This is a genomic window from [Empedobacter] haloabium (genome assembly GCA_008011715.2).
Taxonomy (GTDB): domain Bacteria; phylum Pseudomonadota; class Gammaproteobacteria; order Burkholderiales; family Burkholderiaceae_D; genus Rugamonas; species Rugamonas haloabia.
In genome coordinates this window covers 1,779,883-1,794,547 of sequence record CP136508.1, presented here as the reverse complement: position 1 = coordinate 1,794,547, position 14,665 = coordinate 1,779,883, and the positions used below count along the sequence as shown (strand labels likewise).

General features: G+C 66.7%; 13 protein-coding genes and 1 other RNA gene. 6 read left to right on the top strand and 8 right to left on the bottom strand.

Annotated elements, in window-relative coordinates; all coding sequences use genetic code 11:
- Positions 1 to 98: 98 nt before the first annotated feature.
- From E7V67_007815 to E7V67_007800, 4 genes are read left to right on the top strand one after another with little or no spacing between them, the layout of a single operon-like run.
- On the top strand, positions 99 to 2,978 hold the full coding sequence (locus E7V67_007815; protein ID WUR15003.1) for a response regulator: 2,880 nt from the start codon (positions 99 to 101) through the stop codon (positions 2,976 to 2,978).
- Positions 2,979 to 5,102, top strand: a complete 2,124-nt coding sequence (locus E7V67_007810; GenBank protein WUR15002.1) for an EAL domain-containing protein — start codon at positions 2,979 to 2,981, stop codon at positions 5,100 to 5,102.
- Positions 5,099 to 5,398 carry a hypothetical protein gene (locus tag E7V67_007805; GenBank protein ID WUR15001.1) on the top strand — a complete coding sequence of 100 codons (300 nt, stop codon included), beginning with the start codon at positions 5,099 to 5,101 and terminating at the stop codon, positions 5,396 to 5,398. The genes E7V67_007810 and E7V67_007805 overlap by 4 nt, the downstream gene beginning before the upstream one ends.
- An 11-nt stretch (positions 5,399 to 5,409) precedes the next feature.
- Positions 5,410 to 5,721: a hypothetical protein gene (locus E7V67_007800; GenBank protein WUR15000.1), complete on the top strand. Its 312-nt coding sequence runs from the start codon at positions 5,410 to 5,412 to the stop codon at positions 5,719 to 5,721.
- 28 nt (positions 5,722 to 5,749) lie between these two features.
- On the opposite strand, the gene recR is transcribed toward E7V67_007800, so the two are convergent.
- Genes recR through E7V67_007780 form a run of 4 tightly spaced genes read right to left on the bottom strand, consistent with a single transcriptional unit; the run spans position 5,750 to position 9,283 of the window.
- Positions 5,750 to 6,340 (bottom strand): recombination mediator RecR, encoded by a 591-nt coding sequence (gene recR / locus E7V67_007795; protein ID WUR14999.1) that lies wholly within the window; start codon positions 6,338 to 6,340, stop codon positions 5,750 to 5,752.
- Between the two features lies 1 nt (position 6,341).
- Positions 6,342 to 6,632 carry a YciI family protein gene (locus tag E7V67_007790; protein WUR14998.1) on the bottom strand — a complete coding sequence of 97 codons (291 nt, stop codon included), beginning with the start codon at positions 6,630 to 6,632 and terminating at the stop codon, positions 6,342 to 6,344.
- Between the two features lie 5 nt (positions 6,633 to 6,637).
- The gene (locus E7V67_007785; protein ID WUR14997.1) at positions 6,638 to 6,964 is read right to left on the bottom strand and encodes a YbaB/EbfC family nucleoid-associated protein; all 327 of its coding nucleotides are present in this window, start codon (positions 6,962 to 6,964) and stop codon (positions 6,638 to 6,640) included.
- A gap of 33 nt (positions 6,965 to 6,997) precedes the next feature.
- Positions 6,998 to 9,283, bottom strand: coding sequence for a DNA polymerase III subunit gamma/tau (locus tag E7V67_007780; protein ID WUR14996.1), 2,286 nt, complete (start codon positions 9,281 to 9,283; stop codon positions 6,998 to 7,000).
- Positions 9,284 to 9,397: 114 nt separating this feature from the next.
- Here E7V67_007780 and E7V67_007775 point away from each other — a divergent pair, with 114 nt between their 5' ends.
- Complete coding sequence (locus E7V67_007775; GenBank protein ID WUR14995.1) at positions 9,398 to 10,078, top strand: hypothetical protein; 681 nt, start codon at positions 9,398 to 9,400, stop codon at positions 10,076 to 10,078.
- Between the two features lie 197 nt (positions 10,079 to 10,275).
- On the opposite strand, the gene ffs is transcribed toward E7V67_007775, so the two are convergent.
- Positions 10,276 to 10,374, bottom strand: an RNA gene (gene ffs, locus E7V67_007770) — signal recognition particle sRNA small type.
- A gap of 47 nt (positions 10,375 to 10,421) precedes the next feature.
- Positions 10,422 to 11,906, bottom strand: a complete 1,485-nt coding sequence (gene ubiD / locus E7V67_007765) for a 4-hydroxy-3-polyprenylbenzoate decarboxylase (GenBank protein WUR14994.1) — start codon at positions 11,904 to 11,906, stop codon at positions 10,422 to 10,424.
- A 483-nt stretch (positions 11,907 to 12,389) separates the two neighbouring features.
- Between ubiD and E7V67_007760 the strand changes: the two genes are divergently transcribed.
- Positions 12,390 to 13,322 carry a transglycosylase SLT domain-containing protein gene (locus E7V67_007760; GenBank protein WUR14993.1) on the top strand — a complete coding sequence of 311 codons (933 nt, stop codon included), beginning with the start codon at positions 12,390 to 12,392 and terminating at the stop codon, positions 13,320 to 13,322.
- 322 nt (positions 13,323 to 13,644) lie between these two features.
- On the opposite strand, the gene nusB is transcribed toward E7V67_007760, so the two are convergent.
- Positions 13,645 to 14,115: a transcription antitermination factor NusB gene (gene nusB, locus E7V67_007755; GenBank protein ID WUR14992.1), complete on the bottom strand. Its 471-nt coding sequence runs from the start codon at positions 14,113 to 14,115 to the stop codon at positions 13,645 to 13,647.
- 44 nt (positions 14,116 to 14,159) lie between these two features.
- Positions 14,160 to 14,648 carry a 6,7-dimethyl-8-ribityllumazine synthase gene (gene ribH, locus E7V67_007750; protein ID WUR14991.1) on the bottom strand — a complete coding sequence of 163 codons (489 nt, stop codon included), beginning with the start codon at positions 14,646 to 14,648 and terminating at the stop codon, positions 14,160 to 14,162.
- Positions 14,649 to 14,665: the final 17 nt, after the last annotated feature.

The window sequence follows — 14,665 nt, the reverse complement described above, 5'->3', positions numbered from 1 at the left end:
TGCAAAACCCCGCTGCTTCAAACATAGCGGTAGATCAAGGTGTAAATAATTCCAGCATTTATATTTTTCCAGTTGGAAATTATTTCCCGGCACCTGCCATGCTCAACTTCGAACGCTCGGGTCTCAGCCAGAAGCTGACGATCATCTCGGTACTGTCCACCGGCAGCGCACTGCTGCTGGTGTTTGCCGCGTTCGCGCTGACTTCGCTGTTCAGCCATACGGAAAACGAGGCCAAGCAGCTGACGTCGCTGGCGGACGTCATCGGCGCCAACAGCGTCGCGCCGTTGCTGTTTGCCGACCGCGTGACGGCCGAGCAGGCGCTGGCCGCGCTGGCCGTGCAGGACGACGTCACCCAGGCCGCCCTGTTCGACCGCAACGGCCAGCTGTTCGCCAGCTTTCCCGCCAGGCCGGAGCCGCCGCCGCCGGCGCTGTCGCCCGTCCAGATGGCGGACCTGGCGGCGGTCGTGCCGCCTCGTCGCGCCGGCGCGCCATGGCGGCGCGCCATGCGCCTGTACCGGCCGGTGCGCGCGGCCGGGCACGTGATCGGCGCCGTGATGATCGAGGCCAGCCTGGGCGGCATGTGGCTGGGCATCCTGAAGAGCCTGGGCGTCACGACGGCGGCGACCGGCATCTCGTTTGTCGTCGCCCTGGTGCTGGCGGGCCGCTTCAAGGGCAGCATCGCCCATCCGATCGCGGAACTCATCGCGGCGGCGCGGCGCGTCACCACCAGCCAGACCTATGCGCAGGTACAGCACGAGCGCAGCGACGAACTGGGCACGCTGATCGACAGCTTCAACGCCATGCTGGCCCAGATCGAGCACCGCGACACCAAGCTGGCGCAATACCGCGACCAGCTGGAGCGCCAGGTCAGCGTGCGCACCGAACAGCTGGAGAAGGCGAAGAACGCGGCCGAGGCGGCGAGCCAGGCGAAAAGCGCCTTCCTGGCCAATATGAGCCACGAGATCCGCACGCCGATGAACGGCGTGCTGGGCATGACGGAGCTGCTGCTCAATACGTCGATGACGGAGCAGCAGCGCCACTACACCAATATGGTCAAGCGCTCGGGCGAGCACCTGCTGGTGATCATCAACGACATTCTCGACTTCTCGAAGGTCGAGGCAGGGAAGCTGACGGTCGAGTATATCCACTTCAATTTCCGCGAGCTGCTGGACGACATCGACTACGTGTTCTCGCCACAGGCCGAAGCGAAAGGCCTGGACCTGCACTTCGCCATCGCGCACGACATTCCGGTCGCCATCTGCGGCGACCCGAACCGGCTGCGCCAGGTGATCGTCAACCTGCTGGGCAACGCCATCAAGTTCACCGACAAGGGCGGCATCACGGTGCGCGTGGGCGTGGTGGCGGAGGATGCGCAGTCGGTGCGGCTGAAGGTGGAGGTGCAGGATACGGGCGTGGGCGTGTCGCGCGAGGCCAGGAGCCGCATCTTCGATTCGTTCTCGCAGGCGGACGGCTCGACCACCCGCAAGCATGGCGGCACCGGCCTCGGACTGGCCATTTCGAAGCAGCTCGTCGAGCTGATGGGCGGCACGATCGGCGTCGACAACGCCCTGATGACGGGCGCCGGCACGTGCGGCTCCGTGTTCTGGTTCACCGTGCAGTTCGACAAGCGCCGCGTCGACGCGGACGAGGCCTCGTTCAACCAGAAAACCACCAAGGGCCTGCGCGCGCTGATCGTCGACCGCCAGCCGGACAGCCGCGCCGGGCTGGAAGCGCTGCTGTCGCGCTGGCACCTGAAATCCGACAGCGCCGCCACGGCCGACGACTGCCTGCGCCTGTTGAAGGCGGCGATTGCCTGCGGCCAGCCGTACGATGTGGCGCTGCTGGACATGGATCTGGCCCAGCTCAGCGGCCTGGCGCTGGCGGCCGAGATCAAGGCCGATCCCGCCCTGGCCGGGGTGCGCCTGCTGCTGCTGTCGACCGAACGCAACGCCGCCGACACGGTGCAGCGGCGCGAGGCCGGCGTCGCCTTCCAGCTGATCAAGCCGGCGCGCGAGTGCGACCTGTACGACTGCATCGTCACGCCGCTGCGCGCCAGCGAGGGCATCCGCACCGCCTCGCCGCAGCCGCCCCAGCACGCGAGCTTGCGCGGCGAGAATGGGCAGCGCGGCCAGCGCGGCCAGCCGCGCCGGCGCCACCGGGTGCTGCTGGCCGAGGACAATCCGGTCAACGTCGAAGTGGCGTCGGCCATGCTGGAAAGCCTGGGGCTGGACGTGGCGCGCGCCTGCAACGGCGAGGAGGCGCTGGCCGCCGTGCGCCAGGGCGAATTCGACCTGGTGCTGATGGACTGCCAGATGCCCGTGATGGACGGCATGGCCGCCACCGCGGAGATCCGCCGCTACGAGCAGCAGCAAGGCCGCGCGCGCCAGCTGCCCGTCATCGCCATCACGGCCAACGCCCTGCAGGGCGACCGCGAAACGTGCCTGGCGGCCGGCATGGACGATTACCTGTCCAAGCCGTTCACGCAGCAGAACCTGTCCGACACGCTGGCGCGCTGGGTCGCCCTGCCCCGCGCGGCCACGGTGCACCATGCCGACCCGGTGCCCGTCCCGGCACCGCCGGCGCCGGCCAGCGCCGCGCCGCCAATCGAGTCACCGGTGGCCGGCGGCGCCATCAACCGGCGCGCGCTGGATGCCATCCGCGCCCTCAGCGCGGACAAGGGCGAGGCGCTGCTGCAGCGCGTGATCCAGGCCTTCGTCACCGACACGCCGGCACACCTGCAGACCCTGCACGCCGCGCTGGCGCAGGCCAACGCGGACGACATGCGCCGCGCCGCGCACAGCTTGAAGTCGGCCAGCGCCAACGTCGGCGCCGACACTCTCGCGCAGCTGTGCAAGGACATGGAACAGCTGGGCCGCAACGACAGCACGGCCGGCGCCGCCGCCCTGCTGGCGGGCATGGAACGGGAGTTCCAGGCAGTGCGCCAATCGCTCGACGCAATCCTCATCAAGGAGATTTGAATGGCAGTGCTTCCCCCCTCCCGCGGCACGGTTCTGGTGGCCGACGACGATCCCGTCATGCGCCTGCTGATGCTGGAAATGCTGGCCCAGGTGGGCCTGGACGGCGTCGAGGCGCCGGACGGCCAGACCGCCATCGCCTGCTTCGAACGGCTGGCGCCGGACCTGGTGCTGCTCGACGTCGAGATGCCGCGCATGGACGGCTTCGCCGTCTGCCGCGCCATCCGCGCGCTGGAGCGCCAGCGCAACTCGACGGTGCCCGTCATCATGGTGACCGGCGGCGACGACCTGGAAGCCGTCACCCAGGCCTACGAATGCGGCGCCACGGACTTCGTCTCGAAGCCGATCAACTGGCCGATCCTGGGCCACCGCGTGCTGTACGTGCTGCGCGCCAGCGACGCGATCGCCCGGCTGCGCATCGCCGATGCCCACAACCGCGCCGTGCTGGCCGCCATTCCCGATACGTTCTTCCGCCTCAGCCCGGACGGCTACTACCTGGACTACGAGCAGGGCCACGGCCAGCAGCGCGCGGCGGTGCCGCCGCAGCAGCAGTGCGTGGGCCGCCACGTGCGCGACGTGCTGCCCGAGCCGATCGCGCGGCGCCTGCTGGAGCAGCTGGACGGCGTGCTGCGCACGCAGACCGTGCGCGCCATCGACTACGAACTGGAAACCGACGACACGGTCCACCATTTCGAGGCGCGCCTGGTGGGCACCGGCGCCGGCGAGGTGCTGGGCCTGGTGCGCGACATCAGCGAACGCAAACGCACCGAGGAGCAGATCCGCCGCCTGGCCTACTGCGACAGCCTGACCGGCATTCCGAACCGCCAGGCCTTCCTGGAAACGCTGGAGCGCGAACTGGTGCGCTCGCGCCAGGGCGGCCGCAAGTTCGCCATCCTGTTCATGGACCTCGACTCGTTCAAGCGCATCAACGACACGCTGGGACACGACGTGGGCGACCTGCTGTTGAAGGTGGTGTCGGAGCGGCTGCACGACACCATCCGGCCCAGCGACATGGTGGCCCACAACGACAGCACGGAGCACAAGCGCGGCAGCAACCTGGCGCGCCTGGGCGGCGACGAATTCACGATCCTGATCCCGGACCTGGACAACGTGCAGGACGCGCTGACCGTCGCCCACCGCGTCAAGGATGCGATGCGGCGCCCGTTCAACCTGGAAGGCCACGAGATCTTCGTCACGGCCAGCATCGGCATTTCGCTGTATCCCGAGGATGGCGAGGACGGCACTTCGCTGCTGAAATACGCCGACACGGCCATGTACCACGCCAAGAACTGCGGCAAGAACAACGCCAAGCTGTACAGCTCCGCGCTGACGACCCAGATCATGAGCCACGTGAAGCTGGAGGTGGGCCTGCGCCGCGCGCTGCAGCACAACGAGCTGTACCTGCAGTACCAGCCGCAGATCGACGTGAAGAGCGCGCAGATCGTCGGCGTCGAGGCGCTGGTGCGCTGGCGCCATCCCGAACACGGCATCATCCCGCCCAACGACTTCATTCCACTGGCCGAGGAAACCGGCTTGATCGTGCCGATCGGCGAATGGGTGCTGCGCACCGCCTGCCTGCAGGCGCGCGCGTGGCAGCAGGAGTGCCGCCGCCCCGTGCGCGTTGCCGTCAACCTGTCGGCGCGCCAGTTCAAGGACGAGAACCTGGCGCAGACGGTGCTGGCGGTGCTGCACGATACCGGCCTCGATCCGCGCCTGCTGGAACTGGAGCTGACCGAGGGCACACTGATGGATGACGCCCGCGCCACGTTGACCACGCTGGAACAGCTGCGTGCGATCGGCATCTGGCTGTCGATCGACGACTTCGGCACCGGCTACTCGTCGATGAACTACCTGAAGCGCTTCGACGTGCGCGCGCTGAAGATCGACAAGAGCTTCATCTGTGGCCTGCCGCAGGACTCCGAGAACGCCGCCATCACGCGCGCCATCATCGCCATGGCGCACGGCCTGAAGATGGCCGTGGTGGCGGAAGGCGTGGAGACGGACGAACAGCTGGCGCTGCTGGAACAGTACGGCTGCGACATGGCGCAGGGCTATCTGCTGGGCCGGCCGCAGTCGATCGACGCCATCGCGCAGATGCTGGCCGGGGCGCAGCCGGTGTTACGGTGAAGCTGTACCGGGCCGTCGGGGCGGACGAGCTGGCCGACCTGCGCCTGTTCCACCGCCTGCGCAATCCGGACGGCATCGTCGTCAAATACTTTACGCTGAGCGAGGACGAAGCGGTCTGGTTCGCGCGGCAGGCCAGCGCCGCGTTCGGCGCCCCGCCTTACGCAATCATTCGCGTGGAAATCGGTGTAGACTGCATTCCTGTAGCCCACGTCGACCGCGGCGTCAGTGTCGTTTTATTGAACAGCCGGCAACTGGCCGGGCTTACACCCGTGGTCATCCGTAGCAACGTCGGCTGAAGGAGAACGCCATGCAACCCGATGCCTTGATCGCGATTCGTTTCCTCCCGCCCGACGAAGGCGGCCGTGCCGAGCCCGCCAGTGGCCGCTGGTTCGGCTGTCCGCTATTTATCGAGGGCGAAGGCTTCGACTGCCGCCTGCTGCTGGACGGACAGGTGCTGCAGCCAGGCAAATCGTACGAACTGCCGGTGAAATTCCTGCGGCGCGAGAACGCCGAAGAGCGCCTGCGTGTCGGCGCGCCGGTCACGCTGTGGGAGGGGAAAACCATCGCCACCGGCACCATCAGCCACGTCTACCCGGCCGCCCTGGCCATGGAGCTGTAATCCCCATGGGGTTACTGCCCTTCGGCATCTACGTTGTCCGCCGGTCCAGCATCGCCCGCGCGATTGTCCCGGCATCCACGTATTCCAGCTCGCCCCCCACCGGCACGCCACGCGCCAGCCGGCTGACCTGCAGCCCGCGCGCCTTGAGCATCTCGCTGATGTAGTGCGCGGTGGCCTCGCCCTCGTTGGTGAAGTTGGTGGCCAGCACCACCTCGGTGACAGTGCCGTCGGCGGCGCGCGCCAGCAGCTTTTCCAGATGGATGTCCTTGGGGCCGATGCCGTCCAGCGGCGACAGGCGTCCCATCAGCACGAAGTACAGCCCCTTGTACGTCAGGGTCTGCTCGATCATCATCTGGTCGGCCGGCGTCTCGACGACGCACAGCAGGCGGCGGTCGCGCGTCTCGTCGGCGCACATCTCGCACACCTCGAGTTCGGTAAACGTATTGCACAGGGCGCAGTGATGGACGGCCTCGACGGCCTGGTACAGCGCGCGCGACAGCATCGCGGCGCCCTCGCGGTCATGCTGCAACAGGTGGAAGGCCATGCGCTGCGCGGACTTCGGCCCGACGCCGGGCAGGCGCCGCAACGCCTCGGTAAGGAACTCCAGCGATTTGGCCATGTCAGTGCTGGCGGAAGGTGGCCAGGATGTCGGCCGTCATCGTCGGCACGAATTCCGTGATCTGGTAGCTGGCGGCGCCCGCCTGTTGGAAGGGGTCGAGCTCCAGGATCGCCTCGATGTCGGCCCGGCTGTCCGCCGTGGCGATGATGATGCCGCCGGTGCGCGGCACCATGCGGCCCGACATCAGGAACACGCCGTTGTCATACTGCTCGCGCAGGAAGGCCCGGTGCGCGGCCAGCAGCGCGTCGATTTCCTCGGTGGGCTTCTCGTACGTGAGCGTGATGACGAACATGGCGTTTAGAACGGCATCTTGAAGCCGGCCGGCAGGTTCATGCCCGCCGTCAGGCCGCTCATCTTCTCGGCGGCGGTGGTTTCGGCCTTGCGCACGGCGTCGTTGAAGGCGGCGGCGACCAGGTCTTCCAGCATGTCCTTGTCGTCGGCCAGCAGCGACGGATCGATCGAGACGCGCTTGACGTCGTTCTTGCAGGTCATGACGACCTTGACGAGGCCGGCGCCGGACTGGCCTTCCACCTCGATCAGCGCCAGCGATTCCTGCGCCTTCTTCATATTGTCCTGCATTGCTTGCGCCTGTTTCATCAGGCCGGCCAGCTGGTTCTTCATCATGATGTGGTTCTCCGAAAGGGGTAAATGCTTATTTTAATGGGCCGGGGTCACGGGTGCCACGATCGAGCCGGGCACGACGAACGCGCCGAACTCGCGCACCATGCTTTGCACGAAAGGATCGCCGTGCACGGCCTCTTCCGCCTTGCGCTGGCAGGCCTCGCGGTGCACCTGCTGCTCCGCCGTCGTCGTATACCAGACCGGTCCCAGCTCCGTCTCGACACGCACGGGGCGGTCGAAGCGCTCGGCCAGCGCGGCCGTCAGTTTTTCCACATTGGGCGGCGTGCGCCATGTGTCGATCGGGCAGCGCAGGCGGAACAGCGCGGCGTTGCCGTCGATGGTGCAGTCGATCAGTTCGGCCTGCGTCGCCAGCTGCTGGGCCACGCCGCGCAGCGGCAGGTGGGCGGCCAGCAGCGGCCAGTTGCCGTCCCAGTCCAGTTCCGGCACCGGGGTGATGACGTACGCATACGGAGCCTGCGCGGGTGCGGCCTGGCGTGCCGGCGCGGCGGGGGCCGGCACGGGGGCCGGTTCGGCGCGGGCCGCCGGCACGGCGCTGTCGTCGGAAAACTCGGTGACCCAGGGCGGCAGGTCGTCTTCCTCGGCCGCCTGGCGGGCCGGCGCCGGTGCTGGCGCCTGGCGCGGTTGCGCCTGGGCGTGCTGCACGGGCGGCGGCGCTTCCAGCACGGCCGCCGCGCCCATCGTCAGGCCGGCGGGATCGTCCTCCCAGGGGGCGGGACGGCCGGGAGCTTGCCTGGCCTGGGCGCCCTGCGGCGCGCTGCCGCCCGCCTGCGGCGGCACCGGTGCGGCCACGGCGGCCGGGGCGGCGGCGCTGCTGTCGTCAGCCGGGCGCGCCGGCGGACGTGCACCCGTGCGTGCGGCCGTGGCGGCGCGGGCCGCCTCCAGCGCCGCGTTGATGGCGGCGCGGGCCGGGCTCACGGGACCGCCACCGGGCCGCGCCGGCGCGGCCGGCGGCGCGGCCGGCGGCGCGGCCGGCGGCTGCGCCGTGGGCTGCATCCGGGCCGGTACTGGCGCCGCGACTTGCGGCGGCGCTGCCACCGGTGCCTGCGCGGCCGGCATGGCGGCAACAGGCGGTGGCGCCGGACGGGCCGGTACGGCCGCTACCGCCTGGCCGCCGGCGGCCGCCGCGGCGGCGCGGGCGGGATTCGGGCCGGCCGGCCGCGCCGCTACCGGGGCGGCGCCAGGCGCTCCCTCGGCCCCGCCGACGCCGGGGCGAAAGGCCAGCATGCGCAGCAGCGTCATCGAAAAGCCCGCGTATTCGTCCGGCGCCAGGCCCAGTTCGTTGCGGCCATGGACGGCGATCTGGTAATACAGCTGCACTTCTTCCGCGTCGAACCGGCCGGCCAGGCGGACGATGTCGGCATATTCCGGCAGGTCTTCCGGCACGGCGGCAGGCACCGTCTGGGCCAGCGCGATCCGGTGCAGCAAGGTGCCCAGGTCCTGCAGCGCGCCGTTGTACGACAGCGAGCGGCTTGCCATCTCGTCGGCCACGGCCAGCAGGTCGGCGCCGTCGCGCTCGGCCAGCGCGTCGAGCAGGCGGATCAGGTAGGACTGGTCCAGCGCGCCCAGCATGCCCTGCACCGCTTCCAGGGTGACGGCGCCGGCGGCGTAGGCGATGGCCTGGTCGGTCAGCGACAGCGCGTCGCGCATCGAGCCGTGCGCGCCCTGCGCCAGCAGGCGCAGGGCGGGCTGCTCGAAGGTGACGTTTTCCTGGCCCAGGATGTTCTCCAGGTGGCCGACGATGTGCCCCGGCGGCATCTGCTTCAGGTTGAACTGCAGGCAGCGCGACAGCACGGTGACGGGAATCTTCTGCGGGTCCGTCGTGGCCAGGATGAACTTGACGTGCTCGGGCGGCTCCTCCAGCGTCTTCAGCATCGCGTTGAAGGCGTGGTTGGTCAGCATGTGCACCTCGTCGATCATATAGACCTTGAAGCGCGCATTGGACGGCGCGTACACGGCCTGCTCCAGCAGCTGCGCCATTTCGTCGACGCCGCGGTTGGACGCCGCGTCCATCTCTATATAGTCGACGAAGCGGCCGCCGTCGATGGCGGTACACGCCTCGCACACGCCGCATGGCGTGGCCGTGATGCCGCCGGTGCCGTCCGGCCCGGTGCAGTTGAGCGACTTGGCCAGGATACGCGACAGCGTGGTCTTGCCCACCCCGCGCGTGCCGGTGAACAGATAGGCGTGGTGCAACCGGCCGGTACCGAGCGCGTGCGTCAGGGCACGGACAACGTGCTCCTGGCCAACCAGCGTTTCGAAGTTCCGGGGACGGTATTTGCGGGCGAGGACTTGATAGGACATGTCGCGATTTTACCGCAGACGAGCGGCCCTGAGGTCAACAACAGGTTTTCTCCCAGGCATGCCTGGGCTACACTGGGCTGACTTTTTATAATCTTTCTGATAATAACGTACAACATGAAGAGACTGCTTCCCCTGCTGCCGCTGCTGTTGCCGGCCTGCCTGGCGCTGCAAGCGCCCGCGTTTGCCGAAGAGCGCGAATGGCTGCCCTACAAGAAGCTGGTGGAGACCAGCCGGCTGGACAAGTTCTTTGCCCTGCCGCCAGCCGAGCGCGACAAGCTGGACATGCATGTCCACCTGGCGCCGACCAACCCGGACGTCAAGGCGCGCGACCTGGTGCTGACGGTCGTGCACGCGGGCGGGCGCACCGTGCTGCCGGTCGATGCCGACGGCAACCTGCGGCTGACGCCGAATCCGCAGTGGCTGGCCGAGGACGCGAAGATCATGACCAATCAGCCGAAAAGCTCGAAGGTTGGCGTGGAGCCGGCCATGAACGCCGTCGTGCCGGCCGGTACCCAATGGGCGTACGGCACCTTCATGAGCAGCATCTCCCAGTCCAACGCCGCGATCGGCAAGATCGCGGGCGCACTGAGCATGTTCGCCCCGACGATCCGCTCCGTCATCCTGAAATTCGACCAGCCGGCCCAGGTGACGATCCAGTCCAAGGCAGGCGCGAAGCAGTACGCGACGGATGCGCAACACCAGATCCGCCTGAAGCCGGACGCGGCGCTGGTGAAGGAAAACCCGACCATGGTGCTGAGCGCAAGGCCGCGCGAGGCGGAGCTGGACAGCGAGTGACGTTCCACGGCCGAGCTCGTGTCCCACCGCGGTGTCAGTCACCGAAGTGGTCACCGAAGTGAGACACGAACTCGGCTGTAGCGGACGACAAAACAGCTGCCGAGTGTCCCACCGCGGTGTCAGTCACCGAAGTGAGACACGAACTCGGCTGTAGCAGACAACAAAAAAGCTGCCGAGGCAGCTTTTTCGAGAGATGAGGAGGCGAGCCTGATCTGCGGCACTTGCGGTGAACAGCTGTGGCTGCTTCGTTCCCGACCTGACCAGGTTAGCCATGCCGCAATGCGCAGGGGCCCGCCAGACCTCATTATAACCGGTCTGGCGGATTCGTGGTAACGCAGCGTTACTACAGCCCCAGTTGCTGCCAGATCGTGTCCACCTTTGCCTTGATTTCCGGCGTCATCTGGATCGTCGTGCCCCACTCCCGGCTCGTCTCGCCCGGCCATTTATTGGTGGCATCGATGCCCATCTTGCTGCCCAGGCCGCTGACGGGCGACGCGAAGTCCAGGTAATCGATCGGCGTGTTGTCGACCAAGGTCGTGTCCCGCGTCGGGTCGACCCGCGTCGTGATGGCCCAGATCACTTCCTTCCAGTCGCGGATGTTCACGTCCTCGTCCACCACCACGATAAACTTGGTATACATGAACTGGCGCAGGAAGCTCCACACGCCGAACATCACACGCTTGGCGTGGCCGGCGTACTGCTTGCGGATCTGCACGACGGCCATGCGGTAGCTGCAGCCTTCCGGCGGCAGGTAGAAGTCGGTGATCTCGCTGAACTGCTTCTGCAGCAGCGGCACGAACACTTCGTTCAGCGCCAGGCCCAGCACGGCCGGCTCGTCCGGCGGCTTGCCCGTGTAGGTCGAGTGGTAGATCGGGTCGCGCCGCATCGTGATGCGGTCGATGGTGAACACGGGGAACCAGTCCTGCTCGTTGTAATAGCCGGTATGGTCGCCGTACGGCCCTTCCAGCGCATGCTCGTAGCCGGACGGATGGCTTTCGTCCGGATAGATATGCCCTTCCAGCACGATTTCGGCGGAGGCCGGCACGCGCAGCTCGCTGCCGATGGCCTTCACCAGTTCGGTGCGGCTGCCACGCAGCAGGCCGGCGAACTGGTATTCGGACAGGCTGTCCGGCACCGGCGTCACGGCGCCCAGGATCGTGGCCGGGTCCGCCCCCAGGGCGACGGCGATCGGATAAGGCTGGCCGGGGTTCTTCAGGCAGTGCTCGCGGAAGTCCAGCGCGCCACCCCGGTGCGCCAGCCAGCGCATGATGACCTTGTTACGGCCCAGCACCTGCTGGCGGTAGATGCCCAGGTTCTGGCGCTTCTTGTTCGGCCCTTTCGTGATGACGAGGCCCCAGGTGATCAGCGGCGCCACGTCGCCCGGCCAGCAGTGCTGGATCGGCAGGCGGCCCAGGTCGACGTCGTTGCCTTCCCAGACGATTTCCTGGCACGGCGCGCTGCGCTGTTCCTTGGGCGCCATGTCCCACACGGCTTTCACCAGCGAGCCCATGTCCATGATGTCCTTGAAGCCCTTGGGCGGCTCCGGCTCCTTCAGGCGCGCCAGCACGTGGCCGATGCGGCGCAGCTCGCTGACGTCTTCCGCCCCCATGCCCAGGGCCACGCGGCGCGGCGTGCCGAACAGATTGGCCAGGACCGGGATGTCGAAACCGGCCGGTTTCTCGAACAATAACGCCGGTCCCCCTGCCCGCAAGGTCCGGTCGCACACCTCCGTCATCTCCAAATGTGGCGAAACTGGCAAGGAAATCGGCTTCAGCTCACCAATTTTTTGCAGCTGAGCAATAAAATCTCTTAGATCTGAATATTTCATACATTTTTTACGTTTTTTTCGCTATCGACGGCCGGCTTCAAGTAATCCGGACAAGTAGTTGATTCTATTGGTTTTTGCTAACATTCGCCCGTGTATGTCAGATTCAAAAGTTATAAAGAACGTCGGTGTTAGTATTGACGTGATATAAACTGGCTTCTACAATTCGCTTACTTGAAGAGGACATGGCAATAATGCCAACAAAACTTGTCACTCATTCATTCACGGAGTCGGGGCTCCACATGACATTTTAAGGAGTGTTTTCTCAGGGCGTCTGCCCTTGGCCCTCGGGCCCTCCCCGAAAAAAGTTGTATTGCGACTGGTTTCACACTGAATCAGCTCTGGCAAGCAATGATGGCGTCCACCGCGCTTCCCGGCGGCGGTAGGCGATAACAATTCTGATGCACGGCAATTGCACAGCAACGGTGCCGCGTGGTCTTCACGCGCGGCGGGGGCATGCTTTTACGGACATTTCAGGGAGATCGAATGATTAATCGCTTCACTGGGCTGGCTCCGGCCGCCCGTCTGCTGGCCTTGGGGCCAGTCGCGCGCTTCGGCGCGCAACGTATCACCTTGCGCAGCCTGTTCACCACGGCGCAGCATGCGCTGACCATCTTCGGCGTGACCGCGATCGTGACGATCGCCGTGCTGTACGCACGCCCCGACCTGGCGCACAACCTGTCGCGCGCGCTGGCGCCGGCCCCCGCGCCGGCCGCACCGGTCGCCGTCGCGGCCCCGCCGCTGCACGAGCTGATGGAAGCCCCGGCGGTAACGGTCGCCGAACGCCCCACCCTCACCGCGGCCGAGGAAAAGGCATTGCTGGGTACCCGCAAGCAGCAACAATGGGTCACCGACTGGCTGGCCAAGCGCTATCGCGTGGCCGGCGACGCCGCCAACATGCTCGTTTCCACCGCCTACATGACGGCACGCGAGATCAAGCTCGACCCCCTGCTGATCCTGGCCGTGATGGCGATCGAATCGCGCTTCAATCCGTTCGCGGAAAGCCCGGTCGGCGCGCAGGGCCTGATGCAGGTGATGTCGAAGGTCCACCACGACAAGTTCCAGGAACTGGGCGGCGTGCAGGCGGCACTCAATCCGGTGGCCAACATCCGTGTCGGCTCGCTGATCCTGAAGGACTACGTGACGCGTGGCGGCTCCGTCGAGGCCGGCCTGAAGAGCTACGTGGGCGCCGGCGCCTTCGAGACGGACGACGGCTACGGCAGCCGCGTGCTGGCCGAATACAACCGACTGAAGCAGGTTTCGGCCGGCAAGAAGGTGCCGACCTTCACGCCGACGCCGGCCCCGGCGGCGCCTGCCGCCCCGGCGCTACCGGCAACGATCACCGCGAAGTCCGAGCCGGAACAGCATCGCGAGCCGGAAGAGCCGAAGAGCGAACCGGAGCAACTGGCCGGCCTGTGACCGGACCAGTGTCGAGATCGAGCCACCTTGCGGTGGCTTTTTTTTCGTCTGTTCTGGCCAGCGGCGGTCGCTCCGCTGGGGTCTGTCCCCGGTAAGTGTTTGCTTTGGTGCTAGCCTGCAAAGTCTTCAGGGGACTGACCCCGGTTTTTATCGGCGGCTCATGCCAACTGATAAAAACCGGGGTCAGTCCCCTAGACGCGTCGCAGGCAAGCGCATCAGCCGCCACTTACCGGGGACAGACCCCAGCTGATCAGCGGCCGCAGGCAATAAAAAAAGCCACCCGCAGGTGGCTTCCTCTACATATATATATGCAGCGTGCAGATCAGCGCTTCTTGTCCGCCGCCACCTCGTCGGCGCGCAGGCGCGGCGCCAGCTTGTCCAGCACGCCGTTGACGTACTTGTGGCCGTCGATGCCGCCGAACGACTTGGTCAGTTCCACCGCCTCGTTGATGACGACGCGGTAGGGAATGTCCAGCTGGTTCTTCAGCTCGTACGCGCCCAGCAGCAGCACGCCGTGCTCGATCGGCGACAGCTCGCCGATGCCGCGGTCCACCAGCGGCGCGAACGCTTCGCGCAGCTCGACGGACTGCTCGATCGCGCCGTACAGCAGCGCGGCAAAGTAGTCGCCGTCGGCCTTGTCGAAACCGTGCGCGGCACGGATGTTGTTGACGACGGTTTTCGCGTCCTCGTTATTGAGCAGCCATTGGTACAGGCCCTGCAGCGCGAACTCGCGTGCCCGGTGACGGGGCGTGCGGTTCTTGCTGGGGTTGGCGTGCGTGGATTTGTCGTTCATAGTGGTTCCTGATTGATTCCGGCGGCTGGTGCCGCCCGTACTGCTTATTCTTCTTCCGAATTGTCCTGGTGCAGCTCTTCCAGAGCAATCGCCAGGTTGGCCATCTCGACCGCGACACGGGCCGCGTCCGCGCCCTTGGTGGCCATGCGCACCTCGGCCTGCTCGTCGTTTTCCGTCGTCAGCACGGCGTTGGCGATAGGGATGCTGTAGTCCAGGCCCACGCGCGTGATGCCGGCGCCCGACTCGTTCGAGACCAGCTCGAAGTGGTAGGTTTCGCCACGGATGACGGCGCCCAGCGCCACCAGTGCGTCGAACTGGCCCGATTCGGCCATCTTCTGCAGCACCAGCGGGATTTCCAGCGCGCCCGGTACGGTGACGTGCAGCACGTCCTCGTCCGCCACGCCCAGATGCTTCAGTTCGGCCAGGCAGGCCGACAGCAGGCCGTGGCAAACGTCTTCGTTGAAACGCGCCTGGACGATGCCGATGCGCAGGCCTTCGCCGTTCAGATTGGTTTCGTAGCTTCCTACGGTCATGACTCGCCTCTTATATA